This is a genomic window from Leucobacter weissii, from assembly GCF_017565745.1.
Taxonomy (GTDB): Bacteria; Actinomycetota; Actinomycetes; order Actinomycetales; family Microbacteriaceae; genus Leucobacter; species Leucobacter weissii.
Window position 1 is genome coordinate 449,623 of the sequence record NZ_JAGDYM010000004.1, and the last position, 24,846, is coordinate 474,468.

Annotated in this window: 24 protein-coding genes; 17 read left to right on the forward strand and 7 right to left on the reverse strand. The window is 70.0% G+C overall.

Translation table 11 applies throughout. The annotated features are described in order from the left end of the window. Nucleotides 1-3: 3 nt before the first annotated feature. Genes J4H92_RS04255 through J4H92_RS04270 form a run of 4 tightly spaced genes read right to left on the reverse strand, consistent with a single transcriptional unit; the run spans nt 4 to nt 7,277 of the window. Nucleotides 4-1,326 carry a nicotinate phosphoribosyltransferase gene (locus tag J4H92_RS04255; protein WP_208096407.1) on the reverse strand — a complete coding sequence of 441 codons (1,323 nt, stop codon included), beginning with the start codon at nt 1,324-1,326 and terminating at the stop codon, nt 4-6. A gap of 43 nt (nt 1,327-1,369) precedes the next feature. Next, nucleotides 1,370-4,873, reverse strand: a complete 3,504-nt coding sequence (locus J4H92_RS04260; RefSeq protein ID WP_208096409.1) for an error-prone DNA polymerase — start codon at nt 4,871-4,873, stop codon at nt 1,370-1,372. Nucleotides 4,874-4,887: 14 nt separating this feature from the next. Next, the gene (locus J4H92_RS04265) at nt 4,888-6,579 is read right to left on the reverse strand and encodes a Y-family DNA polymerase (RefSeq protein ID WP_208096411.1); all 1,692 of its coding nucleotides are present in this window, start codon (nt 6,577-6,579) and stop codon (nt 4,888-4,890) included. Further along, on the reverse strand, nt 6,576-7,277 hold the full coding sequence (locus J4H92_RS04270) for a hypothetical protein (RefSeq protein WP_208096413.1): 702 nt from the start codon (nt 7,275-7,277) through the stop codon (nt 6,576-6,578). The genes J4H92_RS04265 and J4H92_RS04270 overlap by 4 nt, the downstream gene beginning before the upstream one ends. A gap of 326 nt (nt 7,278-7,603) precedes the next feature. Between J4H92_RS04270 and J4H92_RS04275 the strand changes: the two genes are divergently transcribed. The 8 genes from J4H92_RS04275 to J4H92_RS04310 all read left to right on the forward strand — a co-directional run bounded on the left by J4H92_RS04275 (nt 7,604) and on the right by J4H92_RS04310 (nt 15,025). After that, nucleotides 7,604-8,905 (forward strand): hypothetical protein, encoded by a 1,302-nt coding sequence (locus J4H92_RS04275; RefSeq protein ID WP_208096415.1) that lies wholly within the window; start codon nt 7,604-7,606, stop codon nt 8,903-8,905. A 2-nt stretch (nt 8,906-8,907) separates the two neighbouring features. Next, the gene (locus J4H92_RS04280) at nt 8,908-9,453 is read left to right on the forward strand and encodes a hypothetical protein (protein ID WP_208096417.1); all 546 of its coding nucleotides are present in this window, start codon (nt 8,908-8,910) and stop codon (nt 9,451-9,453) included. Nucleotides 9,454-9,560: 107 nt separating this feature from the next. Beyond that, nucleotides 9,561-9,884, forward strand: coding sequence for a DUF2469 domain-containing protein (locus tag J4H92_RS04285; protein ID WP_208096419.1), 324 nt, complete (start codon nt 9,561-9,563; stop codon nt 9,882-9,884). A gap of 119 nt (nt 9,885-10,003) precedes the next feature. Continuing rightward, nucleotides 10,004-10,420 (forward strand): YraN family protein, encoded by a 417-nt coding sequence (locus tag J4H92_RS04290; RefSeq protein WP_208096421.1) that lies wholly within the window; start codon nt 10,004-10,006, stop codon nt 10,418-10,420. Next, entirely contained in the window at nt 10,417-11,967 is a 1,551-nt protein-coding gene (locus J4H92_RS04295; protein WP_208096423.1) for a YifB family Mg chelatase-like AAA ATPase, read from the forward strand. The genes J4H92_RS04290 and J4H92_RS04295 overlap by 4 nt, the downstream gene beginning before the upstream one ends. Then, nucleotides 11,964-13,262 (forward strand): DNA-processing protein DprA, encoded by a 1,299-nt coding sequence (gene dprA / locus J4H92_RS04300; protein WP_243751936.1) that lies wholly within the window; start codon nt 11,964-11,966, stop codon nt 13,260-13,262. Before J4H92_RS04295 ends, dprA begins: the two co-directional genes overlap by 4 nt. Before the next feature lie 175 nt (nt 13,263-13,437). After that, complete coding sequence (locus tag J4H92_RS04305) at nt 13,438-13,980, forward strand: sigma-70 family RNA polymerase sigma factor (protein ID WP_208096425.1); 543 nt, start codon at nt 13,438-13,440, stop codon at nt 13,978-13,980. Further along, nucleotides 13,967-15,025, forward strand: coding sequence for a hypothetical protein (locus J4H92_RS04310; RefSeq protein WP_208096427.1), 1,059 nt, complete (start codon nt 13,967-13,969; stop codon nt 15,023-15,025). The genes J4H92_RS04305 and J4H92_RS04310 overlap by 14 nt, the downstream gene beginning before the upstream one ends. Nucleotides 15,026-15,168: 143 nt before the next feature. On the opposite strand, the gene J4H92_RS04315 is transcribed toward J4H92_RS04310, so the two are convergent. Continuing rightward, complete coding sequence (locus J4H92_RS04315) at nt 15,169-16,086, reverse strand: hypothetical protein (protein WP_208096429.1); 918 nt, start codon at nt 16,084-16,086, stop codon at nt 15,169-15,171. Nucleotides 16,087-16,412: 326 nt separating this feature from the next. On the opposite strand from J4H92_RS04315, the gene J4H92_RS04320 reads away from it, so the two are divergent. Continuing rightward, on the forward strand, nt 16,413-17,345 hold the full coding sequence (locus J4H92_RS04320) for a tyrosine-type recombinase/integrase (protein WP_208096431.1): 933 nt from the start codon (nt 16,413-16,415) through the stop codon (nt 17,343-17,345). Nucleotides 17,346-17,452: 107 nt separating this feature from the next. Here the strand turns inward: J4H92_RS04320 and J4H92_RS04325 are convergent, their stop codons facing one another. Continuing rightward, the gene (locus tag J4H92_RS04325; RefSeq protein WP_208096433.1) at nt 17,453-17,941 is read right to left on the reverse strand and encodes a M23 family metallopeptidase; all 489 of its coding nucleotides are present in this window, start codon (nt 17,939-17,941) and stop codon (nt 17,453-17,455) included. Nucleotides 17,942-18,258: 317 nt separating this feature from the next. Here J4H92_RS04325 and rpsB point away from each other — a divergent pair, with 317 nt between their 5' ends. From rpsB to J4H92_RS04365, 8 genes are all read left to right on the forward strand, one after another. Continuing rightward, complete coding sequence (rpsB, locus tag J4H92_RS04330) at nt 18,259-19,188, forward strand: 30S ribosomal protein S2 (RefSeq protein WP_208096435.1); 930 nt, start codon at nt 18,259-18,261, stop codon at nt 19,186-19,188. Between the two features lie 68 nt (nt 19,189-19,256). Then, nucleotides 19,257-20,087: a translation elongation factor Ts gene (gene tsf, locus J4H92_RS04335; protein ID WP_208096437.1), complete on the forward strand. Its 831-nt coding sequence runs from the start codon at nt 19,257-19,259 to the stop codon at nt 20,085-20,087. Nucleotides 20,088-20,198: 111 nt separating this feature from the next. Next, nucleotides 20,199-20,912: a UMP kinase gene (pyrH, locus tag J4H92_RS04340; RefSeq protein WP_243751937.1), complete on the forward strand. Its 714-nt coding sequence runs from the start codon at nt 20,199-20,201 to the stop codon at nt 20,910-20,912. A 53-nt stretch (nt 20,913-20,965) separates the two neighbouring features. Beyond that, nucleotides 20,966-21,520 (forward strand): ribosome recycling factor, encoded by a 555-nt coding sequence (gene frr / locus J4H92_RS04345; protein ID WP_208096441.1) that lies wholly within the window; start codon nt 20,966-20,968, stop codon nt 21,518-21,520. 1 nt (nt 21,521) lies between these two features. Further along, nucleotides 21,522-22,442, forward strand: a complete 921-nt coding sequence (locus J4H92_RS04350) for a phosphatidate cytidylyltransferase (protein ID WP_208096443.1) — start codon at nt 21,522-21,524, stop codon at nt 22,440-22,442. 50 nt (nt 22,443-22,492) lie between these two features. Then, the gene (locus tag J4H92_RS04355; RefSeq protein WP_341782993.1) at nt 22,493-23,041 is read left to right on the forward strand and encodes a DivIVA domain-containing protein; all 549 of its coding nucleotides are present in this window, start codon (nt 22,493-22,495) and stop codon (nt 23,039-23,041) included. A gap of 129 nt (nt 23,042-23,170) precedes the next feature. Further along, the gene (locus J4H92_RS04360) at nt 23,171-23,806 is read left to right on the forward strand and encodes an aggregation-promoting factor C-terminal-like domain-containing protein (protein ID WP_341782994.1); all 636 of its coding nucleotides are present in this window, start codon (nt 23,171-23,173) and stop codon (nt 23,804-23,806) included. A 43-nt stretch (nt 23,807-23,849) separates the two neighbouring features. Further along, on the forward strand, nt 23,850-24,137 hold the full coding sequence (locus J4H92_RS04365) for an ATP/GTP-binding protein (RefSeq protein WP_208096445.1): 288 nt from the start codon (nt 23,850-23,852) through the stop codon (nt 24,135-24,137). Nucleotides 24,138-24,164: 27 nt separating this feature from the next. Here the strand turns inward: J4H92_RS04365 and J4H92_RS04370 are convergent, their stop codons facing one another. Next, complete coding sequence (locus tag J4H92_RS04370) at nt 24,165-24,707, reverse strand: RNase H family protein (protein WP_208096447.1); 543 nt, start codon at nt 24,705-24,707, stop codon at nt 24,165-24,167. Between the last annotated feature and the right edge of the window lie 139 nt (nt 24,708-24,846).

A 24,846-nucleotide genomic window follows, 5' to 3' on the forward strand; every position in this document is an offset into this window, starting at 1 on the left:
CGGTCAGCGGTACTCGGTCGGGATCGCCGGATCCCCGCGCCTGAGCCGCATCGCGACCGGAGGCAGCTCAGCGACCGCGGCGCGGTGCCGGGAGCGCGCGGCCTCCAGACCTGCGCCCCCCGTGTGACCCGGTTGCGTCTCGCCCACCACCACGAGCGGGACGAGCAGTTGACGGGACCGGTCCGCGAACTCCTCGCCCTCGGCCTCGCCGCCCGGGCCGTCGCCGATGAAGATCAGCTCGGCGCTGGCCCGGCCGCGGGAGTCGAGCAGTCGGCGCACGCTCTTGCGCCCGCCCTTCGAGACCTTGTCGGCGGACTGCTTGGCCACGGACACCCAGTCCCCGTCGTCCCCGGTGCGGGCGACGAGCTTGTAGACCATCCCCATGGTCGGCGCTCCGCTGCCGGTGACCACGGACGTGCCGACGCCGAACGAGTCGACCGGCGAGGAGGCCAGCGCGGCGACGGTGTACTCGTCGAGGTCGTTGGTCACGGTGATCCGGGTATTCGTGGCCCCGAGATCGTCGAGCAGCTCGCGCACCCGCGCCACGGTCACCGGCAGGTCGCCGGAATCGATGCGAACCGCGCCGAGCCCGGTGCCCGCCACCTCGACGGCGGTGCGCACGCCCTGCTCGGTGTCGTAGGTGTCGACCAGCAGGGTGGTGCCCTCGCCCAGGGTGGCGATCTGCGCCTCGAACGCGGCCCGTTCGCTGTCGTGCAGCAGCGTGAAGCTGTGGGCGGCGGTCCCCATGGTCGGTATGCCGTAGCGGCGCCCGGCCTCGAGGTTGCTCGTCGCGCTGAAACCCGCGATGTATGACGCGCGGGCCGCGGCGACGGCGCTGTGCTCGCCCGTGCGACGGCCTCCCATCTCCGCGAGCGGCTTGCCGTTCGCCGCGTTCACCATGCGGCTGGCAGCGGTGGCGATCGCGGAGTCCGCGTTCAGCACGCTGAGCGCCAGGGTCTCGAGCAGCACGCCCTCGGCGAAGCCGGCCTCGACGATGAGGAGCGGCGATCCGGGGAAGAACACCTCGCCCTCGGGGTAGCCCCAGATGCTGCCGCTGAAGCGGTAGTCGGCGAGCCAGTCGAGCGTTTCCCGGCGCAGGAACCCCTGCGTCTCGAGCCAGGCGAGCTCGTCGTCGCCGAAGCGGAACCGCTCGATGGCCTCGAGCAGGCGGCCGGTCCCGGCCACAACCCCGTAGCGCCGCGCTCCGGGCAGCCGCCGGGTGAAGAGCTCGAAGACGCTCTGCCGCTGCGCGGTGCCCGCGGCCAGCGCTGCATCGACCATCGTCAGCTCGTAGCGGTCGGTGAGGAGTGCGGTGGAGGCGTTCACGCGGCCAGCCTACCGCGCGGGTCGGCGCGTGCCGCTGCGGGCGTCAGCGGAAGTCGCGCGAGGAGATGCCGGTGGGCGCCGCGAGCGGCTCGAAGTGCTCCGCGATCACGTTGACGACTCCTTCCGGCGAGCGTTCGAGGATCCCGCGCACCATGAGCGCGGGGGCGGAACGGGCGACGATCCGATAGCGCGCCCAGACGTCGCGCCAGGTGACGACGTTGACGCTCCCCGCCTCGTCCTCCAGCGTGACGAAGACGATGCCGCTCGCGGTGCCCGGGCGCTGCCGGTGCGTGACGAGCCCGGCGACCTCCACGAGGCCGCCCGGCGCTGCGCGCCGCACCCGGTCGGAGCGGACGGTCCCGCGCGCGTCGAGCGCGTCGCGCATGAGCGCGAGCGGGTGCGCGCCGAAGGGGATCCCCGTCATCCAGAGATCCAAGTCGGTCTGCTCGGCCGCGCTCAGCAGGGGCAGCAGCGGAGGTTGCACGTGCACGGCGATGCCGGGCAGGAAGCGCTCGCGATTGTCGGCGGCCGGGCCGGCGGACCAGAGCGCTTCGCGGCGGCCGAGGCCGAGGCCGTCGCAGGCGCCCGCGGCCGCCAGCGCCTCGATCCGGGCGCGATCCAGATCGGCGCGGCGGGCGAGGTCGGCGAGGTCGGAGAACGGCCCGCCCCGTGTCCGCGCTGCCGCGATGCGCGCGGCGACCGCGGCTTCGATGCCGCGCACGCCGGTGAGCCCCAGGCGGACCGCGAAGGCGCCGTCCCTGCGGTGCGCGCCGCTCGTGTCGGGGGAGCCGGGGGCGAACGCTCCGGTCGGGGGCTGCTGCGGATCGAGGCAGGCGTCGAGCCCGGGGGATCCGGTCGTCGCGGCGGGACTCTCCCCGGCGTCCTCCGCCGGTTCGAGCTCGGCGTGGACGCGGGGGCGCTGCACATCGGGCGGCAGCACCCGCACCCCGTGGCGCCGCGCGTCCTCGACGAGCTCGCGGGGCGAGTAGAAGCCCATCGGCTGCGATTGCAGCAGGCCGGTGAGGAAGGCCGCCGGGTAGTGCAGCTTGAACCAGGCGCTGACGTAGACGAGCAGGGCGAAGCTGATCGAGTGGCTCTCGGCGAAGCCGAAATCCGCGAAGGATCTGATCTGCTCGTAGAGACGGTCCGCCTCGTCGCCCTCGATCCCGTTCTCCTTCATGCCTGCGAAGAGCGTCGCCTTGAGGCTGTCGATGCGCTCCTCGCCGCGCTTCGACCCCATGGCGCGGCGCAGCAGATCGGCGTCCTCCGCCGAGCAGCCGCCCACTGCGGTGGCCATCTGCATGAGCTGCTCCTGGAAGATGGGCACCCCGAGGGTGCGCTCGAGCACCGGCTCGAGCGTCGGATGCGGGTAGGCGATCGGCTCCTGCCCGCTCCTGCGCCGCAGATACGGGTGCACCGCCCCGCCCTGGATGGGGCCGGGGCGGATGAGCGCGATCTCGATCACGAGGTCGTAGAACTCGCGGGGCCGCAGCCGGGGCAGCGTGTTCAGCTGTGCGCGGCTCTCCAGCTGGAACACGCCGATCGCGTCCGCGCGGCAGAGCAGATCGTAGACGCCCGGCTCCTCCCGCGGGATCGTGGCGAGCGTCCACTTCTCGCCGGTGCCCGCCGCGACGAGATCCATCGTCTTCTGCAGCGCGCTGAGCATGCCGAGACCCAGCAGGTCGAACTTGACGAGGCCCATCGTCTCGCAGCTGTCCTTGTCCCACTGCAGCACGGTCCGGTCCTCCATCCGGGCGTGCTCGATCGGACAGACCTCGCCGACGGGCCGCTCCGTCAGCACCATGCCGCCGGAGTGGATCCCGAGGTGCCGCGGGGCGCCCAGGAATTGCCGGGCGAGCTGCTGCACGGGGAGGGGCACCGGGCTGTCGGGATCGTCCACGGCGCTCCAGCGCTCCATCGCCTTGGTCCAGGCGCGCTGCTGGCCCGGGCTGTAGCCCAGCGCCTTCGCGGCGTCGCGGATCGCGGCCTTCGGGCGGTAGCTGATGACGTTCGCCACCTGGGCGGCGTTGCGGCGCCCGTAGGTCTCGTAGACGTACTGGATGATCTGCTCGCGCCGCTCCGAGTCGAAGTCGACGTCGATGTCGGGCTCCTCGTCGCGCAGGCTCGATAGGAAGCGCTCGAAGGGGAGATTGTAGAAGATGGCGTCGACCTCGGTGATGCGCAGCACGTAGCACACCGCCGAGTTGGCGGCGGAGCCGCGGCCCTGGCAGAGGATCCCGCGCTCGCGCGCCTCGCGCACCAGGTCGTGCACGATGAGGAAGTAGCCGGGGAAGTCCTTCTGCTCGATCACGGCGAGCTCGCGCTCGAGTCGCTCCCGCGCGTGCTCGGGGAGCGGCGATCCGTAGCGGTATTCGGCGCCGTCCCGCACGAGCCGCCGCAGCCAGCTCATCTGCGTGTGGCCCTCGGGCACCTCGAGCTTCGGGAGACGCGGGCGCGCTGCTCGGAGGGGGAAGGCGAGTTCTCGGGCGAGGGGCACGGTGCGGGCGATGGCATCGGGATGCTGCGCGAAGCGGCGGAGCATCGCGTCGCCGCTGCGCAGGTGCGCCATCCCGCTCGCCGGCAGATACGGATCCAGCTCGTCGAGGCTGCGCCTGGCCCGCACCGCGGCCATGGCCTCGGCGAGCGCCGCCTCGGGCCGCGTGGCGTAGTGCGCGTTGCCCGTGACGATCGTGGGCAGGCGGAACTCGTCGGCGAGCGCCGCGAGGCGGGTGTTCCGGGAACTGTCCTCGGGATGGCCGTGATCGGTGAGCTCGACGTGCACGCGGTCGACGCCGAAGAGCGCGGTGAGCCGATCCAGTTCCCGTCGCGCTGCGGCCTCGCCGTCGCTGCGGTTGCCCGCCCCGTCGAGCGCACGGCGCACGGCGCCTTTGCGGCAGCCGGTGAGGATCGCCCACTCGCCGCCGCTCGCCGCCGAGAGCGCCTCGAGATTGTAGCTCGGGCGCCCCTTCTCGCCCCCGTTCAGCTGCGCCTCGGTGATCGCGGCGGCGAGCCGATGGTATCCTTCTGCGCCGCGGGCGAGCACGAGCAGGTGCGTGCCTGCCGGGTCGGCCGCTCCCAGCTGCGGGGCGTCGAGGCCGAGGGAGAGCTCGGCGCCGTAGACGGTGAGCAGCGCGGGCTTGCGCTCGGAGAGCGGCCTCCGCTCGCGTTCGGCCTCTTCCGCTTCCTTCCTCGCCCGCGTCTCCGCTGCCTCGGCGGCTTCGGCGAAGCGGGCCGCGCCGGCGAAGCCGTCGTGGTCGGTGAGCGCGAGCCCGACGAGCCCCAGCCGCGTCGCTTCGGCGACCAGCTGCTCGGGGGAGGAGGCGCCGTCGAGGAAGCTGTAGTGGGAGTGGGCGTGCAGCTCGGCGTAGGGCATGATCGGTGCCCGCGTGACGGGTTCCGCGCTCGGCGCCGTTTCCGCCGGCGCCGTGACGTCTGGTGCGGTGGTCTCTCCTGCGGCGGCGCCGCGCTCTTCGGCCTCGGTGGCGCCGCGCCCGGAGAGCCGCCGTTCGAATTCGCGCCACGGAATGGGCGTGTTGTTCCATCTCATCCGATAGCCCCGGCTCAGTCGTAACGGCCCTCGGCGAACCAGCGATCCGCCTCGTGGAACAGCAGCCAGGCCTCACTGCTCTCGAGCTGCACCTGCAGCCTGAACCGCGGCGGCGTGCCGGCCCACGCGCGCTCCCGGACGGCCCAGGGCAGCGACCAGGCGCGCACCGCTCGGGCCGACGAGTCCCGCTCCGGCCGGAAACGAGCCGGATCGGCGGCGAGCAGGTCGTCCTCGTCGATGCGCACGCGCTGCCCGGCCCCGTCGAGCAGTTCGACCGGAAGCGGTTTCGCGAAGACCCGAATGGGTGCGGGTGCGGGGACCGCTCCCGGCCAGGGCCCCGGAGCGCGCGCGTGCGCCGCCCGTCGGGCGCCGCGCCGCGAGGTTCCCGCCGTGGTGCCCCAGGGGACGAAGCGCTGCCGATCGGCGAGCAGCCGCCCGCCGACGAGTTGCATCGTGCCGACTGCGGCGTGCCCCAGCCGCCCCTGCGCTCGGCTGAGATGATGATGCACGCGCTCGTCCGGGCCGCTGTCCCAGAGCCCGGGTTCGTGCGCGGAGGCGCGGTCCGCGTGCGCCGGCGCGAGGCGCACGCGGGTGATCCCCGCTCCGCCGCGTTCGACGTCGCGCGGCATGGCGTCGGCCTGCCAGCGGATCCGGTTCACCGCGTCGGCCGCCGTGAAGTGGCGGGGGTGGAACCAGACGTGTTCGTAGCGCGCATCGGTGTCGTCGGTGAGCTCGATCCGGAGCGCGGTGCTGACGAGGCGCGCATCGGCCAGACCGTCGATGAACTCCTCTGCGAGCGATACGCAGGCGAAGGCGAGCTGCTCGGAGCCGTCGATCGGAGGTTCGAAGGCGAGTTCGCTCGCGAACTCGCGCGCCGGGGCGCGCGGCAGGATCTCCGGACGGTGGGGCGCCCCGAGGCCCGTGGCCCGGCGGTGCGCGGCGACTCCCTCAGCGCCGAAGCGCTCTCGGATCGCCGCTTCGGGCAGCGCCGCCAGCGCGCCGAGCGTGCGGATGCCGAGACCGTGCAGCACGGCGGCGAGATCGTGCCCCGCCGCGCGGTCGACCGGAAGGGGGCCGAGGAATGCGGCCGATCCGCCGGCGCGTGCGATGCGCACGCCCGGCCGCGGATTCTCGAGGCCCGGAGCGCCCGGCTCTGCACGGGCGGCCTGCTCGGCGGCGAAGCGACCGTCCGCGATCCCGATCGTCGCCTCGTGGAAGCCGAGACGCTCGGCGAGGCCGAGGATCGCGCCCGCAGCCGTGGCCTCATCGCCGTAGTAGCGCGCCGGGCCTCGCGCGCGCATCGCGCAGAGGCCGGGGCGGAGCGGTTCGAGGTGGGGGACGAGACGTTCGAGCGCGGCGAGCACGGGGGCGAAGCGGTGTTCGTCGACCGCGGGATCGTGGGGGTGGGTGGCGAGGCTCGGGCAGCGGCTCTGCGCCTCGCGCAGTCGCAGTCCGATGCGCACCCCTTCGACGCGTGCCGCTTCGTTGCAGGCGGCCACGCGATGGTCGGCGATCAGGGCGATGGGGGCGGGGCGCTGTTGTCTCGCTGCGGTGCCGTCGCTCGGCGCGCGGTCGGCGGCCGCGCGATCGGTCGACACGCCATCGGTCGCAGCCCGTTCGATGAGGTGCGCGTGCACCGGCCAGTCGGGGATCCTGAGCACCACGATGCGTTCGGCGGCGTGGTTCGCGGCGGCGGTTCGGCTCACCGCGCGACTGTCTCTCGTGCTCCGGGCCGGGCCCCGCCCCGCCTGCCGTCTGCGTCTCGGGCGGGGAGCGCGATGGTGCGGGCGGGCTCGCGGAGAGCGCCGCCGACCAGCCGCACGGTATGGTGCCCGGTGCCGCGACGATCCTGCGAACGCACGGTCAGCTGCCGCGCTTCGAGGATCCCCGTGCCCTGCCCGAGCCCGCTCCAGCTCGAGGCGGTGACATGCAGCGTGCTCTCGGCGCGGGGCCACTCGCCCGTGACGACGAGAGCGGATCCGTGCTCGCGCAGCCGGGCGGACACGCGCTCGCCCTCCCCCGGGGAGACGCGGCCGGAGTGCTGCAGCGCGACGATCGTGAAGGCCTCGCTGAGGAGGCCCGCGAGACCGACCCCGTGGTCGCCGGGCTGCGGAACGAGCACGCAGCGATCGAGGGCGAGACCCAGGCCCGCCGCGGCCTCGGCGCCGAAATCCGGGTAGCCGATCAGCGCGCACCACAGGCCCGAGGCCGATGCCTCGGCGAGAAGCGCGAGGGCGAGCGTGTGCGAGCCCCGCACGGAGTACGAGGCGCCTCGTCGCAGGGCGCCGCCGGGGAGCAGCGGAGCGAGGCCGCGCTCGGTCGGCAGGGCGCGCTCGTCGAGGCGCGTCGGCTGCATCTCGGCGATGCGCCGGCGCAGTGCGGTGATGGTCGCGCCCGTTCCCATGCACCAATTATTCGAAGATATGTTCGAATAAGTCAAGTCGATGCGTTGCGCTGTGATGGGGCGACGAGAAGCACCCTCCGCGACGAGAATGGTGCTCCACTCCCGTTGCGGAGCATGCCCCTCGTCGTGGAACGCCATTGTCGTGGTGAAGGCGCGACTGCCGATAGTGTGTGCTGGCATCGGGAGTCGGGGGCCAAGGGAATTTGGTGCCTACGAAAGTTTTTCCAAGAAGTTTGTGACGACCCGCCTCGCTTGCGCAACTGAAGTAGTGAGAGCGCTCACTGTTCGTGCTCCGCTCTCTCCGAAGAGAAAGCAGAAACAAGGTCATGCAGAATCGTAACCATACGAAACGCCACCGGACGCTGCTCGGCACCGGAGCAATGGCCGTATTGCTTGCATCGCTGATCAGTGGATTGCCCGCAACCGCGCAGGAAAGTCCGTTTGGGGCGGATGCTCGTGTCAGCGTTACTGACTCTGACGCCGGATTGCCCGCTGCGGTTGCCGTGGTGAATGAGGCGGCTGAGGCCGAAGACGAGAACTACGAGCTCGTCTCGGTGGGCGCCCAGTCGACCGAGGGCTTCTCAGCGGTCTTGCAAGACGGCCGACATGTGGCGGTGAATGACATGCTCATGGCCTCGGACAATGAGGGTCTTGAAGAGGATGAGGCGATCTCCGTGGCATCATCCGAGCACGTGGAGTTGATCTGGCCTGATGTGAACGCGGAGGAGGTGACCATCTACCGTGATGGCGTGAGCATCCATGAGATCGCTCATCCCTCTGCCGACGCCGCTATCTCGTACCTGGATGAGGAGGTTCGGGAGGGCAGCGAGTATTTCTACGAGGTGCACACCACTTCGAGGGTTCCGGAGGATCAGTGGGGAGAGTTCCTCACCGATGAGGAGATCGCCGCGGTACAAGAGGGCGAAGTCCCGGAGCCGACCTCCGGCAACATCTACGCACTGAACGTGCTCACCCCGATGTCTGACACGGTAGGCGCGGCGGATGCTGTAGTGCTCGCCGCGGCGAAGGCACTGCCGAGCAAGACCACGTTCCGATACCGCACCTTCATCCAGGAGGCATGGGTGGACGCACCGCCAGTCGTTTGCACTCCGCCGTCAACCAATTCCTTTCGTTTCAAAGGTGACAACCGAGGCTATGCGGCGGACAGTGGAACGTACCGGACCCATGCGGCGGCGTTCATGAACTGGAAGGACAAGAAACTCACCTTCAACAAAAAGGTCGGCACCACGACCAGGCAGGAGAAGGTAAACGGCACATGGAAGAACACGGAGAAGAAGACGGCGAGCGCAGATGGTATCGTCTTGACGAGTCGGGGGATCAGTAGCTCTATCGCGACATTCAAGATGCGCAAAACGGTGAGGATTCCGTTCTGCAATGCGGCGTTAACTGCGCCGATAGGCGTCGAGCTGGTGATCAAAGTCTCGCGGTCTGGTTCGTATGTCATCTCGAATGGTTTGCGAAGGCCGGTCCCACGGCATGAGGCGTATCTGCGGAACGACGGAAAGAGCTGGACGCCGATTTTGAGACTGAGAAACGAGGGTTTCTCCTGCATAGCAGGTATCCCCGTATGCGGTTTTGAGACGATCAATAAGAAGGGGACATTTTGAGTGTGGGCGAAAGAAATGACGGCGGCGCGCGAATGTCGATCCGACGCGCGCTGATGAGGTCGTTGGTGGTCGCGTTGCTCGCGTCATTCGCGGGAAACTTTGCCGCGGCCCTGTCGGTCGGGATCGTCAATGTGAGCAACGGCCTCGAAGGGGGAATGCTCTGGGGGCTGGTGCTGTTGTTACTGCCCGTCGCAAACGTCATCCTCTACCCTGTGGATCTGCTCCCGTACGCGTTGTTCTTTTGCGCGTATTGGCTCCTCCTGGTGCGTCAGTGCACTGGTGTGCAACCGCTCCGACATGCGGTATATGTCGCGCTGCTCGCGGTGGCCGCTTTCGGTGTGTCCTGGCCAGTGGTCGCGTTCGCCTTCCCGCCGCCAAATCTTGGCCTGCATGTCACCTCGCTCTGGTTTGAGATGCCGTGGCTCGTGATCCCCGTGTTCGTGGTGACGGCCGCGCTGCTGAGCCTCTGGTTCGAGCGAAGAGCACGGGCGAGGCTGAGTGCCGGCGCGCAGGCCCAAGAACCGCTCAGCGGCCGGGCCAAAGTCTGACGCCTGGCTGCGGCGGTGGCGTCAGACTTTGGCCCGGCGTTACGGCTCCCGGATCTTGAGACCCGGGGACGGGGCGCGGATCGTCGGGACCGCGTAGGATGGAGGCGATGAACGAAGACGACCTCGACGATTACGAGCGCGAAGCGGAACTCTCGCTGTTCCGCGAGTACCGCGACATCGTCGGCCAATTCCGATATGTCGTGGAGACCGAGCGCCGGTTCTACCTGGCCAACGAGGTCGAGTTGCAGCGGCAGGATGCCGGCAGCGATTTCTACTTCGAGCTGGCCATGAACGACGTCTGGGTGTGGGACGTCTACCGGGCCGACCGCTTCGTGAAGTCGGTGCGCGTGCTCACCTTCAAGGATGTGAACGTCGAGGAGCTTTCGGCCCGCGAGTTCAAGCTGCCGGAGGAACTCTCCATCGACGAGTAGCCTGCGGGCGGGCGCCTTTCGCCCTCCACAGGTGAGCCGGATTCGACGGATCGCCCCACTTCTCCACAGATTGAGCCGCTGCGCTCTCGCCCGTCCCGGCCTCCCGCGAAGCTGGTCGCATGAACGACACAGCATCGGATCGCGCACTGTCCGTACCGCGCCCGGCCGCGCACGACGCCTCCCGCAACCGTGCGCTCGGCGCCCGCGGCGAGGCGATCGCCGCCGCCTATCTCGAGGATCGGGGCTGCCGCGTCCTCGAGCGCAACTGGCGAAACGGGGGAGCGGGGGAGCTCGATCTGATCGTCCGCGACGGGGACGCCGTGGTCGCGGTCGAGGTGAAGACCCGGAGCGGCGTCGGGTTCGGTCATCCGCTGGAGGCGGTCACCGCGACGAAGGCCCGGCGCCTGCGCAGGCTGCTGATCGCCTGGACGAAGGAGAGGCGCCCCCGTGCCGAACGGCTGCGCATCGATGCGGTGGGCATCGTGCTGCGCGGCGGCGAGCGCCCGGACATCCATCATCTGCGAGGGATCGGATGAGCGACGTGGTGGCCCGGGTCGGCGCGATCGCACTCACCGGTCTGGCCGGAACCGGTGTGCTCGTCGAAGCGGCGCTCTCGAATCAGCTGCCTGGCATGGCCATCATCGGGCTGCCCGACACCGCGCTCGCAGAGGCGAAGCAGCGCGTGCGGGTGGCGACCCAGCAGGCCGGGTTCGGGGTGTCGGAGCGCTTCGTCACGGTCAACCTGTCGCCCGCGGCGCTGCCGAAGCAGGGGTCGGGCTTCGACCTTGCCATCGCTCTCGCGGTTGTCGCCGCCTCCGGCGGCGTGCCGATGGAACGCATGCGGACGACCGCGCACCTGGGCGAACTCGGCCTGGACGGGGGCCTGCGCCGGCCGCCCGGTCTGCTGAGCGCCGTGCTCGCGGCTCGCAGTCTCGGCTTCGAGCGGGTGATGGTGCCGGAGCACTGCGCCAGGGAGGCCGCACTGGTGCCCGACATCGAGGTGATCGCCGTCGGCGATCTGCGCGGGGCGGCCGCCTGGCACCGGGGCGAGCCCGAGGGGTGGAGGCAGGGGCCGTTCGGCGCGGACGTGGCTGAGCTGCCCGATCCCGTACCCGATGCGGTGCCCGACATCGCCGAGGTGATCGGCCAGCCCGAGGCGGTCGAGGCGCTCGTCATCGCCGCGGCGGGGCGGCATCATCTCTCCATGATCGGACCGCCGGGAGCCGGCAAGACGCTGCTCGCCACCAGGCTGCCCACGCTGCTGCCCGATCTCGCCCCGGACGAGCAGATCGTCGCGAGCAGCATCGCCTCGCTCGGCGATGGCTCGCTGACCGGTCTGGTGGTGCGTCCGCCGTTCGAGAGTCCGCACCACACGGCTTCGGCGGTGTCGATCATCGGCGGCGGCGCGAGTGCGGTGATTCCGGGAGCGGTGACCCGGGCCTGTCACGGCGTGCTGTTCCTCGACGAGGCTCCCGAGTTCCCCCGCACGGTGCTCGACGCGCTGCGTCAGCCGCTCGAGAACGGGGTCGTCGAGATCCATCGCGCTCGCATCCGAACCACGCTGCCCGCCAGCGTGCAGCTCGTGCTCGCGGCCAATCCGTGCCCCTGCGGCAACGCCGGATCGCCCGACACCGCCCTCGAGTGCCGCTGCTCCCCGCTCATGCGCAGCCGCTATGAGGGGCGGATCTCCGGTCCGCTGGCCGATCGCATCGATCTGAGGCTGAGCGTGCGACGCGTCTCGAGCACGATCGCCGTCACCGATGAGCGTTCCCGGCCGACGAGCGCGGAGTTGCGGCAGAGGGTCGTCGCGGCACGGGAGCGGGCGCTCGAACGACTGCGGGGTACGCCCTGGCGCGTGAACGCCGAGGTGCCGGGCAGCTGGTTGCGCGGGCCCGCCGCGAGGCTGCCCCGGGCGGACACCGCGGTGCTCGACCACGCTCTGAGTCGCGGTTCTCTCACGATGCGCGGGTACGACCGGGCGCTTCGGGTGGCGTGGACCCTTGCCGATCTGTCCGGCAGAGAGCGGCCGGGGCGGAGCCAGCTCGCACAGGCGCTCGCCCTGCGCGGAGGAGCAGCAGCATGACTCGGGCGGAGGCAGTCGCTGATCGGATGGGCGTGGACGCCGAACTGCGGCAGAGACTGCGGCGACTGAGCGCGGATGAGCGGGACGATGAGTTCCCGGGCGGTGAGGAGGGTGCGACGGGGTGGGATGGCGCCGAGACCCTGCTCGCGCGCGTCGCCTGGTCCCGTCTCGCCGAGCCCGGTGACGGCATCGCGGGGGCGATGCTGGCGGCGCTCGGTCCTCGGGTCGCGCTGCAACTGCTGATCGATGACGTTTCGGCGAGGGGCATGCGTGAACGCGTGCGCGCTGCGGGTGAGGATATCGCCGCCCGCGTGCTCGCGGAGGCGCGGGATCGCTGGCTGCCCCGCCTCGACCGGGCCGCGACGCTCGACGACATCGACCGAGCCCTCGCCGGCGGGCTCAGTGTCGTGATCCCGGAGGGTGCCGGCTGGCCTTCTCAGCTGAACGATCTCGGCGCCCACGCGCCGATCGCGCTGTGGCTGCGCGGTGATCCCGCGATCCTCCAGGCGCACTCGCTCGCGGTGGTGGGGGCCCGCGCGGCCAGCGGGTACGGCACCCATGTCGCCGCCGAGATCGTCGACGGCGTCTGCCGCGCGGGGGCTCCGATCGTCTCGGGAGCCGCGTACGGCATCGACGCGGTCGCGCATCGCACCGCGCTCGCCGCCTCGGCTCCGACGGTGGCGGTGCTCGCCGGAGGGGCCGATCGCGCCTACCCGGCGGCCCACGACTCCCTGATCGGCAGGATCGCCCGTGAAGGCACCGTCTGCGCCGAGATGGTGCCCGGCTCCGCGCCGACCAAGTGGAGGTTCCGCCAGCGCAACCGGATCATTGCCGCGCTCTCCGGCGCCACATTGGTCGTCGAGGCGGGGGTGCGCTCGGGAACGCTCAACACGGCCGGGCACGCGGCCGAGCTGGGGCGGATGCTCGGCGCGGTGCCCGGCCCGGTGACGAGCGCGGCGTCGGCCGGGTGCCACCGCCTGATCCGCGAATACGGCGCGTCGCTGGTCACCAACGCCGAGGAGGCCTGTGAACTGATCGGACTCGACGACCGGCTCGCCGTGCTCGCGGATGGGGAGCGGGTGGAGCCCGACGGGGCGCGCACCCCGCCGCTGCACGAGCGGGTGCTCGACGCCTTGCCGCTGCGCGGCGGCCGCGACGCAGCCGAGGTCGCGCGCCGCAGCGGGCTGAGCATCGCCGAGACCCGCGGCGCCCTGGCCGAGCTCGATGTGCTCGGCCGTGTCGAGCAGCGCGAACCGTCCGCCGCGGGGGAGGCCGTATGGGCGCTGCGGCGGTGAGCACGGTCGCCCCGGGGGAGGAATACACCATCCCGTTCGCGATCCGGGGACCCGAGGACGACGGTCGACGAATTCTCCGCTCACGTGTAAGGATCCGGCGACTCGGGAAACAGTTACCTTGTAGACGTGCGGGGCCGGATGATCCGGCCGGCATGCGGGGAAGGGGGAAGGTCTCGTGGAATCGGACTCGGGCGCCTTCGCGATCCTCTACGCCGAGAGCTATCGGATCATCGAGGGGTATGTCCGCGGGCGGGTGAACGATCCGGGAGTCGCCGAGGAACTCGTGGGGGAGACCTTCGCGATCGCCTGGGCGAAGCACCGCGACGGCACGGTCGTGACGGTCGGATGGCTGCTCAAGACCGCCCGCAACCTGATCGGGAACGAATACCGGCGCCGGGTGCGCAGCCGGGAGGGATTCGCAAACGCGGCGATGGAGCACCGCGCCGTGCTGGAGTCGGAGGACGACGCGGAGCGGCACGCCGATCTCCGTTCCGCAGTGATGCGGCTGCGCCCCGCGGACCGGCTCGTGCTCTACCTGACCTATTGGGAGGGGCTGCCCGCCGCGGAGGCGGCGGGCTACCTCGAATGCTCCACCGCCGCGCTGTGGGTGCGGCTCACGCGTGCCCGAGCGGCGCTGCGCAGGGCGCTCGAGGATCCCGAACCACGGCACGAGCCGCGCACCGAGACCGGGAAAGGAGCGACGCATGGACAACGCTGAACTGGAGCGCCGGCTGCGTGCGGCGAGGCCGGCCTCGCTTGACGACCCCCTGCCCGAGCACGCCCGGCGTCTGCTCGACGACATCGTGAGCGGGCGCAGGGCACCGAAGACGCAGGGACCCCCGCCTCGCGTCAGACGCAACCCGACGGCGCTCGCCGCGGGCATCGCGGCATTCCTCGTGGTCGCCTCGATCGCGACCGTCGGGATCGTCTCGGTGCTTCTGCCGCGGGGGGATGAGCTCGCCGTTGCGCCGGTGACCGAGGCGGCGGTGGGACCGGTGCCGCCGGCCCTCCCCATCGGCCGGAGCGACTGGACGATCGACGCGCTGAGGGAGGAGCTCGCCGAAGAGGACCGGACGGACTCCTCCGGCTCGCGGCTGGGCGCCGTGCGGACGGAGTGGGACCTCGCGGTCGGGGACAAAGGGGAGGAGCTGCCCGATTATCTCCAGTCGCAGACGACGACGCTGACCGTCGACTCCGAGCTGCGCGGGCGGAGCCGGACGATCGCGGACGCGCCGAGCGACGTGGAGGGCTCCCCGCTCGATCCGGTCCCCGAGGACGCGCTCGAAGCAGGCACCGTGATCTGGGAGGAGACCTGGGAACCGGAGGAGTATCTGCACCCGTTCTCCGAGGAGCCGCCCACCACCGAACGCGGGATGCGCGAGTATCTCGAGCGAGACCTCGCCTGGAAGCGCATTGCGGGGATGGACGATGACGACCCGGGGCACTCGGCGGGCGACTACCTGAACGCGCTGACCGCGCTCAAGCGGATCTGGACCCTGGGCGATGCCGCTGAGCGCGCGGCGCTCCGGATCGTTCTCGGTGCGCCGGGCGCCGACGTCCTCGGCGAGACGGTGGATCGGGCGGGCAGGCCCGGGATCCTTCTCAGGATCGAAGCGGGTGCGGCGGCACCGAACTATCGGTACGACCTCGTGCTCGACGTCGAGAGCCGGCGCGTGCTGGAGGTCGAGGATATCTACGCCGGCGGCCTCTCCCACCTTCCTCTCGACCCCGGCTCTCCGGCCGGGTACACCCTCTGGAGATGACCCGAGCAGAGGTGCTCCTCTGAGCGCGCTGATCATCGTGCTCGGGACCGGCGCTCTGCCCGCATCGGTCCGGGAGCGCGACGGAGATATCGCGAACCGCGTGCCGGGCATCGCTTCGGCCAGGAAACAGGGAGACCAAGATTTCACACCCAGAGGGCGCTGTCAACCCGACGTACTCTGAATGCTGGTCCCCAGCTGATCTTTGGCGGCGTCAGCCAGACCGTGATTCCCGGGCCCCACCCGACGAACATCGTTCGTGCACCTGATCCGGTTTCAAGAGGAACGCATGAGGTATCGAGGTAGCCATTCACTGTGACATGAACGGCATCGAATTCTTCGGCGACAGCTTCCCAGTCGGGGATCTCCCATCTCCACCCGGTCTCGTTTGCTCCCCAATATCCGTCTCGGGACGTTGTAGCCTCTGCAGGCGCGGCATCTACGAGCCGCACCCAATCCGCTGGACCGTCGATCTCCCAGACGCGCATCGGGCCGGTCTCCCTGATTGAAGCGTTTATCGTTGCTTCTTCGTCGCCGAAGTCGTCCTCGTTCCCCAATAGCAAGGTTGCCGGCAGGCCAGGTTGAGGTTCGCTTGAGAGGAAGACACCGGGTATCAGCGGGATCGACTGCCAATCCCCGAACCCGGTGGAGTTCCGTGCCGTTGACATGTAGTCGCGCCAGTCAGGAGCCGGCCCGGCGACGAGGAACTCTTCCGCGGCATCGGCCTGGGGCGAATCGAAGTCGACGAGCCGCTGAAGCCTGCTGTCGAAGGGCGAGCTCCAGCTATCCGAGATTCCCTTGAGCGCGAGCTGGACGCCCAACTCGGCAATCTCCTCCTGGCTCGCCTGCGGCGTGAGATCGGCATCCGGATCCAGGAAGAATACCTGCTCCTCCATCACCTCATAGATGTAGTCCCACAAGTTCTCAGGGGTGAGGAGCGATTGTGCTTCAGCAAAGCTGGACAAGCGGATCAACGTGACAGTGTCTTCTTCTTCGGAAGTGGCCAGCCACAGGAGCCTGTCGGCAAGCCTCTCCCGCGGGGAGGGGTAGTAGGCAGCGGTCATCGTCGAAAACCTTTCGTTCGCTCAGGTCTCACCATCCGCCGTATTCGAGGACGTTGTGGCGCGACCTACCTGCGGCGTAATACTTTGTACCACTAACCAGTGGCGACGTAGATAGTGCCGGTGGGTCGCCGTTTCGACGTAGCTGATCTCCGAGGTGAGCGACCGGGACGGTGAGGGAATCCGTCGGACGCTGCCCGATGAGATCGACGGCGTCGAGGTCGTCGCGATGCCCGCCGGAGGTGGACGCCCGTGAGAAGTCGAGCTCCTCGATGAGGACGCGGGTGAGCTTCCGAGCACTGAACCGGGGAGGTCGTTAGGCTGGGCGCATGCGGCTTGACGAGGCGATCGCGGGGTTCCTGACCGCGGTGGAGTACGAATACGGCTACTCGCCGCACACGATCGCCGCCTACCGGCGCGACCTCCGGGATCTCGCCGCCTTCGTCGTGGCAGACGAGGCGGGCGCGGCCCCCGGCTCCGCGGACGTGCAGGTGCTCGACCTCGAGCTGCTGCGCGCCTGGCTCTGGCAGCGGCAGCAGCGCGGACTCGCGCCGAGCACGCTCGCGCGCAACGTGGCCACGGCGAAATCCTTCGGCGGCTGGCTGGAGCAGCGTCGGCTGGTGCCGGGCAACCCGGCCTCCAGGCTGAGGGCGCCCAAGCGCGAGAGTCCGCTGCCCCGGGTGCTCAGCGAGGACCAGCTGCAGCGCATCCTCGACCGCGCGGCTGCGCGGGCGCGGAGCGGTGATCCGGCGGAACTGCGCGACCGGGCGGTGCTCGAACTGCTCTACGCCACGGCGCTGCGCGTCTCCGAGCTCTGCGGACTGCGACTCGACGGGATCGATCTGCGCGAGCGGACCGTGCGCGTGCTCGGCAAGGGCGGCAAGGAGCGAGTGGTCCCGCTCGGCGCGCCTGCGGCCGGCGCGGTGGGGGACTATCTCGGGCGCGGGCGGTCCCCGCTCGCCGCGCGCGCCGAACGCGCGTCGCCTCCCGTGCTGTTCCTCGGCAACGACGGCGGTCCGCTCGCCGATCATGCGGTCTACCGGCTGGTGTCCCGGGAGCTCGAGCAGGAGCCCGGCAGCGGCCCGCGCGGACCCCACACGCTCCGGCACAGCGCCGCGACCCACCTGCTGAACGGCGGAGCCGATCTGCGGGTGGTGCAGGAGATGCTGGGCCACGCGAGTCTCGGCAGCACCCAGGTCTACACGCACGTGTCGACCGAGCGTCTTGCCGAGACCTACCGCCGGGCCCATCCACGCGCCTGAGCAGAGAAAGCCCATTTCCGGGCTTTCTCCAGGCGCGCCGAGGCCGTCTCGGCCTCGGGGGAACGGTGCGGGCGAGAGCGGATGACGTGCTCGTGGCGGTGCCGGACTCACCACGGCAGCAGCACGGGCCTCGGCCGCAGGAAGCGCAGCGGATTGACGTAGTCGCCGTCCACGCGCACGCCCAGGTGCAGGCAGCCGCCCGCGCAGTGCGCGTCGGAGTCGATCTCCCCGACGATGCCGCCCGGGGCGACGATGTCCCCCGCGGCGAGTGCGCTCGTCACCGGCTCCATCGAGAGCACCGTGCGCTCGTCGACGCGGATCGAGATGACGGGACGGTCGACGACGGTGCCCGCGAACGAGATCGTGCCGGAGGTCGGGGCCCGCACCGGGTCGCCGCTCGTGGCGGGCAGGTCGATGCCTCGGTGGCCGGCCCGATACGGGCCGTTCGGCAGGGAGTACGGCGCCGAGATCCGGAGCGGGTGACCGAGCGGCGGAGACCAGAGCCGCTCGGATGCGGCGTGGGACCGGGGCGCGACGGCGGTGACGGCTACGACGAGAAGCGCGAGCGGCAGGGTGAGCGTGCGGAGGATCCTCATCGCTCCACGCTGACATGCTGCGGACCTCGGAACGGCTCGGCGTCGCGAATCTGCGGATAGCGTGCTGCGAACGGTATGGCGCTCGAACTGTGAGGGCCGATGGCGAACGAGAACAGGGGCGGTGAATGCTACACTGGACGGGCACCTCGAGAGGGGTGACTTCGCGTGCCCGCGCAAGGCGAATCGCCGACGGTCTGGTCCGCTCATCCGAGCCGAACCAGCGGTGGTGACCCGGGGCACCAGGTTTCGGGGCATCCGCCCACGGAAGACAACCGTCAGAGCGCGCTTTTCCGAGCGCGCAGAACAGGAGAACGACCATGGCCGTCGTCACCATTCGCCAGCTGCTCGACAGCGGCGTGCATTTCGGGCACCAGACCCGTCGCTGGAACCCCAAGATGAAGCGCTTCATCTTCACGGAGCGCTCGGGCATCTACATCATCGACCTGCAGCAGTCGCTGCGCTACATCGACGAGGCCTATGATTTCGTCAAGCAGACCGTCGCGCGCGGTGGCACCATCCTCTTCGTCGGCACCAAGAAGCAGGCTCAGGAGGCGATCGCCGAACAGGCTGCCCGCGTCAACCAGCCCTACGTGAACCAGCGCTGGCTGGGCGGCCTGCTGACCAACTTCCAGACGGTCACCGGCCGCCTGGAGCGGATGAAGGAGCTCGAGCAGCTCGACTTCGAGGGCGGCACCAGCGGCTTCACCAAGAAGGAGCTGCTGCTGAAGCGTCGCGAGCTCGAGAAGCTCCAGAAGTCGCTCGGCGGCATCCGCCATATGAGCAAGACCCCGTCGGCGCTCTGGGTCGTCGACACCAAGAAGGAGCACCTCGCGATCGACGAGGCGAAGAAGCTCGGCATCCCGGTGATCGCCATTCTCGATACGAACTGCGATCCCGACGAGGTGACTTATCCCATCCCGGGCAACGACGACGCCATCCGCTCGGTCGCGCTGCTCACCCGTGTGATCGCCGACGCGGCCGCGGAGGGACTCATGGAGCGTCACCAGAAGCCGGCCGAGGGCGAGACCGCCGCCGAGCCGCTCGCCGAGTGGGAGGTGGAACTGCTGAACGCCGAGCAGGCCGGCACCCCCGCCGAATCTGCCGAGGCCGTCGCCGAGCCCGCACCGGCCGCCGAGCCGGAGTCCGCCGAGACGCCGGCCGCCGAGCCCGAGGCCGCCGCGGCTCAGGTCGAGGAGCCTGCCGAGGCTCCCGAAGCCGCTGCGCCCGCCGAGGCCGCGGCGGAGTAACCTGCGGTTCACTCGGAACCGTTATTTTGACATCGTTCGAAGAATCGAACCGACGTAAAGGAGTCACTATGGCATCGGTGAGCATGGCCGCCGTGAAGGAACTGCGCGATCGCCTCGGCGCAGGTATGGTCGACAGCAAGAACGCCCTGATCGAGGCCGAAGGCGATATCGACAAGGCGATCGAGATCCTCCGGCTCAAGGGGCTGAAGGGCGTCGCCAAGCGCGAGGGGCGCGAGGCCAGCGAGGGACTGGTGGCGGTCGCGCAGCGCGAGGGTCGGGCGACGCTGATCGAGCTCGCCTGCGAAACCGACTTCGTGGCGAAGAACGAGAAGTTCATCGCTCTCGGCGAGCGCGTGCTCGAGGCCATCGCCGACGCGCGGGCCGACTCGCTCGAGGAGGCGCTCGCCGCGCCGCTCGAAGGCGGCACCGTGGAGTCCGCGATCACCGACGAGTCGGCGATCATCGGCGAGAAGATCCAGCTGCGCCGCGTGGTCGTGGTGAAGGCGCCGAGCACGGCGGTCTACCTGCACCAGACCTCCAAGGATCTGCCTCCGCAGATCGGCGTCATCGTCGGTTTCGAGGGGGACGACGAGCAGGCCGCGATCAGCATCGCGCGCCACATCTCCTTCGCCGAGCCGAGCTACGTGAACCGCGACGAGGTTCCGCAGGCCGACGTCGAGAAGGAGCGCGAGATCGTGACGGAGATCTCGAAGAACGAGGGCAAGCCCGAGGCGGCGCTCCCGAAGATCGTCGAGGGCCGACTCGAGGCGTTCTTCAAGCAGATCGTGCTGAGCGACCAGGTGCACGCGCTCGACGACCAGAAGCGCTCGGTGTCGAAGGTGGCCGAGGCCGCCGGCATCACCGTGACCGGCTTCGCGCGGGGCAAGGTCGGCGCCTGAGCCCAGCACGAGGGCCCGGACCGTTCTTCGGTCCGGGCCCTCGTGCTGCCCGCGATCGCCGCGGGGTGCCCTAAGCTACACTCAGCCAGAACTTCGAAGGAGCCGATGACCATGACCCAGCCCCGCAAGCGCCGTGTGATGCTCAAACTCTCGGGCGAGGCCTTCGGCGGCGGATCGCTGGGCGTCAATCCCGACGTGGTGGGCCAGATCGCCACGGAGATCGCAGCGGCCATGTCCGACGCTGAGGTCGCCGTCGTGGTCGGGGGAGGGAACTTCTTCCGCGGGGCCGAGCTCTCCCAGCACGGTATGGATCGTGCCCGAGCCGACTACATGGGCATGCTCGGCACGGTCATGAACGCGCTCGCACTGCAGGACTTCCTCGAGCAGGCCGGCGTGTCGAGCCGGGTGCAGTCCGCCATCACGATGACGCAGGTCGCCGAGACCTACATCCCCCTGCGCGCCATCCGTCACCTCGAGAAGGGGCGGGCGGTGATCTTCGGCGCCGGAGCCGGACTGCCCTATTTCTCCACCGACACCGTCGCGGCGCAGCGCGCGCTGGAGATCCACGCCGACGAGGTGCTCGTCGCGAAGAACGGGGTCGACGGGGTCTACACCGCGGACCCCCGCGAGGATCCCGCAGCCACCCGGATCGATGAGATCGGCTACGCCGACGCCCTCGTCCGGGGCTTGAAGGTCGTCGACAGCACCGCCTTCAGCCTCTGCATGGACAACGGCATGCCGATGCGGGTGTTCGGGATGGAGCCGGCGGGCAACGTCACGGCCGCGATCCGAGGCGAGCGCCTGGGCACCCTCGTTCACAACTGAGCCGGCTGCCAGCCGGTAGACTTTCACAGAACGAATCATCGAAGGAGCACGCCGTGATTGATGAGGTTTTCGCCGACCTGAAGAATCGCATGACCAAAGCGGTCGAAGCGGCCAGGGAGGGCTTCGCCACGGTGCGCACCGGACGCGCGAATCCCTCGCTGCTGCAGGGAGTCCTGGTCGACTACTACGGCACCCCCACCCCGCTGCCGCAGCTGGCCTCGGTGTCGAACCAGGATGCGCGCAGTCTGATCATCACGCCCTACGACAAGGGCGCGATGAAAGGCATCGAGCAGGCGATCCGCGACATGCCCAATCTCGGGGCGAACCCGAACAACGACGGCAACGTGATCCGGGTGACGCTGCCGGAGCTCACCGAGGAGCGCCGCAAGGAGTTCGTGAAGATCGTGAAGGCTCGCGCGGAGGACGGACGTGTGGCCGTGCGCAACGCCCGCCGCCATGCCAAGGACGAACTCGATGCGCTCAAGAGCGAGGTCGGCGAGGACGAGGTCGCGCGAGCCGAGAAGGAGCTCGAGACGGTGACCAAGCAGTTCATCGATCAGATCGACGATTCGCTGAAGCACAAAGAGGCCGAACTGCTCGAGGTGTGAGGTGTCGGGCAAGGAGCGTCGCGATGAGTTTCGCGCCCAACTCGATGAGGCGCGGGCGCAGTTCGAGGCGACGAGCGCGAAGATCGAGGAGAAAGCCGGGCGCAACCTCTTCCTCGCGGTCGGTTCCGGCCTGATCTTCGGAGCGCTCTTCCTCGGGAGCCTGTTCATCGCTCGCCAGGCGTTCATGGTGCTCGTGGCGCTTCTGGTGTCGGTGGCGCTCGTCGAGCTGGCCGCGGCGTTCCGCGTCGCCGGTCGCCGCGTTCCGCGGGTGGGCGTGGTGATCGGCGGTCTGATCGTGACCGGGGGCGCGGTGTTCTGGGGCGCGGAGGGCGCGCTGCTGGGGCTGTTCGCGGCCTCGCTGCTTCTGACGGCCTGGCGGCTCGTCGAGGGGCTCGTCCCCGCCTGGGAGGTGCCGCCCAAGACCCTGATCCGAGACGTGTTCTCGGGACTCTTCACCCTGGTGTACGTCGCCTTTCTGGCGTCCTTCGCGATCCTGCTCGTTCAAGCGCCCCGCGGGGAGTGGTGGGTCTTCGCGCTCGTGCTGACCGTCGTCTCGGTCGACATCGGGGCGTATGCCGCGGGAGTGCTGTTCGGGCGGCACAAGATGACGCCCCGGATCAGTCCCAACAAGACCTGGGAGGGCTTCGCCGGGGCTGCGATCGTGGCCATGGCGTCCGGCGCGCTCATCTCGGTGCTGGCTCTGCAGCAGTCCTGGTGGGTGGGCGTGCTGCTCGGTCTCGTCGTGCTGGTGACGGCGACCGGGGGCGATCTCACCGAATCGCTCATCAAACGCAATCTGGGCGTCAAGGACATGAGCTCCTGGGTGCCGGGTCACGGCGGTTTCCTGGACCGCCTCGATTCCCTGCTCCCGTCGGCGGTCGGCGTCTACGGGGTGGCGCTCGCGCTCGGCGTATTCGCCTGAGACGCCGTGCCGCACATGCGAATGCCAGCGACCCAGGGCACAATAGTCTGGTGAGCACAGCCTTCCCACCGGCCACCGGCAAACAGCCGGGCTACCGCCGCGATCAGGTCGACGCCTTCCTGGACCGTGCGCGGGCGAGCTACGAGCAGGGCGCGGGGCCCGGGACGGTGACCTCGACCGAGATCAGGCGGACCGCTTTCGGCCTGAAGCGCAAGGGGTACTCCGCGCGCTACGTCGACGCGGCCATGGATCGGCTCGAGGAGGTCTTCTTCGAGCGTGAGCGGCGCACCCGACTGGCCGAGATCGGCGAGGAGCGCTGGTGGGCCGAGGTCCAGCAGCTGCTCTCCGAGGTGCGGGGGCGTATCGAGCGGCCCCCGGGGCGGCGCTTTCGACGCCGCGGGCTGTTCGCGAGCGGATACCGGCGTTCCCAGGTCGATGCGTTTCTGGAACGGGTTCGCGCGATGCTCGCGGGCAGCGAGACCCTGACGACGGCAGAGGTGCGCGGCGTCGTGTTCCACACCCAATGGCGCGGCTACAACGAGGATCAGGTCGATGCGCTGCTCGACGCCGTCATCGAGATGCTCCTCTCCACCCGCTGAGCGTCGGCGCGTCCGGCCCGTGCGCGCCGCTGGGCGCATCCCGACGACGGGAGTCGAACCTCCGCCTCACCGCGCCCGGACGTCCGCCAACTCGACCGTGATCCCTTCGTGATATAGGATCGTCGCATTGTGACTGCTTCAAAAGCCCTCGTCCGCGCGTCCTCCTCGCGCGGTTTCCGTCTGCGCGGAGTGCTGGCCGCGTCAGCCGTCGTCGGGTTCTTCGGCATCGCCGTCGGGGCGCCCTTCACGGCGCCCAGCAGCATCGCCGTCGATGAGGGCTTCTACGAGCGGATCCACCAGGAGTTCGTGCCCGAGGCCGCTGAGCTGCAGGAGCTGAACGTAGACGTGTCGCCGCTCTACGAGGTTCCCGAGCCCGAACCGGAGCCCGAGCCCGAGCCCGAGGAGACGGACGAGCCCGAAGCGGCTCCCGCGGACGAAGCGGTTCCGCAGGAACAGGCGCCGGAGCCCGCTCCGAAGTACACCGGGGGCGGCTCGCCAGCGGAGTGGATGGAGGCCGCCGGTATCGCGGAGAGCGATTGGGGCTACGTCGACTTCATCGTCTCCAAGGAGAGCGGATGGAATCCCAACGCGGTGAACGCCTCGTCGGGCGCCTCCGGTCTCGTGCAGGCGCTTCCCTGCGGCAAGGTCCCGGGGAGCTGCTTCGATCCGGTCGACAACCTGCGCTGGGCCGACGGCTATGCGAAGGGCCGATACGGGAGCTGGGCCAAGGCCTACGCCTTCTGGCAGGCAAACCACTGGTGGTAGGGGTGAGCGGTACGGCATCCGCCCGCTGCACGACGGAGTAGTCGTGGCACGCGGGAAGCGACGGCGGCGTCCGGCATCCGGCGAGCCCCGCGACGTGACGAGGCTCGCGCACGGCGGCGCGCGGCTCGAGACACGGCGGGGATCCGACTGGTATGTGCGCGAGATCCCCGCGTCGAGGTCCGAGAAGGCATACGTCTGCCCGGGATGCGCGCTGGATATCCTGCCGGGGCAGGCCCACCTCGTGATCTGGAGTGCCGAGCACCTCTTCGGCGACGACGCCGCGATCCGGGAACGCAGGCACTGGCACACCCACTGCTGGCGAGTGTTCTGAGCGCACCCGGTGGGGGAGCGGGAGCCGTCAGAAGAGCGCCGGCGGAGCGGCGGCGGGGCCGGGAGGCGGCGGGGCCGAGGCGCCGTCGAGCCGCGCCGGGACGGGGGCTCCGGCGATGCCGGGTCCGGTGTCGGGATCCTCGCCTCGCTGGAAGGCGGTCGCCGCGGCGCGCGCGCGCAGGTCGGCTGCCTCGTTCAGGGGATGACCGGCGTGACCGCGGACCCATTCGAAGGTCACATCGCGGCCGGCGAGCGCGACGTCGAGCGTCTCGAGGAGCTCCCGGTTGAGCACCGGCTTCCCGTCAGCCTTGCGCCAGCCCCGGCGCTTCCACCCCGGCATCCACTGGGTGACCGAGTTGATCACGTACTGACTGTCGCACAGCACGCGCAAGGACTCCTCGATTCCGGCGGTGGCGTGCAGCAGGTCGATGACCGCCATGATCTCGCCCTGGTTGTTGGTCGCGCGGGGCCAGCCTCCGGAGCGCCAACGGCTCTCGTCGATGAACCAGGCCCAGCCGGCCGGTCCGGGGTTGCCGAGCGCGGAACCGTCCGCCGCCGCTGTGATCGTCATGCCCTCCATTCTGCCAGGATCCCGCGCGGACCACGGCGCTCGGAGCAAAGCACCGCGTCGTATGCCGGATGTCGTTGTGCGTATGCCGGTGCCCTCGCGGGGGTCTCGCAAGGCGGAGGAGGGAGGCGATACCGGAAGC

What these genes read in the sequence shown, in the direction of transcription:
- J4H92_RS04260 (WP_208096409.1), bottom strand. Translation starts at nt 4,873, where the DNA reads ATGAGATGGAACAACACGCCCATTCCGTGGCGCGAATTCGAACGGCGG.
- J4H92_RS04270 (WP_208096413.1), bottom strand. Translation starts at nt 7,277, where the DNA reads ATGGGAACGGGCGCGACCATCACCGCACTGCGCCGGCGCATCGCCGAG.
- J4H92_RS04275 (WP_208096415.1), top strand. Translation starts at nt 7,604, where the DNA reads ATGCAGAATCGTAACCATACGAAACGCCACCGGACGCTGCTCGGCACC.
- J4H92_RS04285 (WP_208096419.1), top strand. Translation starts at nt 9,561, where the DNA reads ATGAACGAAGACGACCTCGACGATTACGAGCGCGAAGCGGAACTCTCG.
- J4H92_RS04290 (WP_208096421.1), top strand. Translation starts at nt 10,004, where the DNA reads ATGAACGACACAGCATCGGATCGCGCACTGTCCGTACCGCGCCCGGCC.
- J4H92_RS04295 (WP_208096423.1), top strand. Translation starts at nt 10,417, where the DNA reads ATGAGCGACGTGGTGGCCCGGGTCGGCGCGATCGCACTCACCGGTCTG.
- dprA (WP_243751936.1), top strand. Translation starts at nt 11,964, where the DNA reads ATGACTCGGGCGGAGGCAGTCGCTGATCGGATGGGCGTGGACGCCGAA.
- J4H92_RS04310 (WP_208096427.1), top strand. Translation starts at nt 13,967, where the DNA reads ATGGACAACGCTGAACTGGAGCGCCGGCTGCGTGCGGCGAGGCCGGCC.
- J4H92_RS04315 (WP_208096429.1), bottom strand. Translation starts at nt 16,086, where the DNA reads ATGACCGCTGCCTACTACCCCTCCCCGCGGGAGAGGCTTGCCGACAGG.
- J4H92_RS04320 (WP_208096431.1), top strand. Translation starts at nt 16,413, where the DNA reads ATGCGGCTTGACGAGGCGATCGCGGGGTTCCTGACCGCGGTGGAGTAC.
- J4H92_RS04325 (WP_208096433.1), bottom strand. Translation starts at nt 17,941, where the DNA reads ATGAGGATCCTCCGCACGCTCACCCTGCCGCTCGCGCTTCTCGTCGTA.
- rpsB (WP_208096435.1), top strand. Translation starts at nt 18,259, where the DNA reads ATGGCCGTCGTCACCATTCGCCAGCTGCTCGACAGCGGCGTGCATTTC.
- tsf (WP_208096437.1), top strand. Translation starts at nt 19,257, where the DNA reads ATGGCATCGGTGAGCATGGCCGCCGTGAAGGAACTGCGCGATCGCCTC.
- pyrH (WP_243751937.1), top strand. Translation starts at nt 20,199, where the DNA reads ATGACCCAGCCCCGCAAGCGCCGTGTGATGCTCAAACTCTCGGGCGAG.
- J4H92_RS04370 (WP_208096447.1), bottom strand. Translation starts at nt 24,707, where the DNA reads ATGACGATCACAGCGGCGGCGGACGGTTCCGCGCTCGGCAACCCCGGA.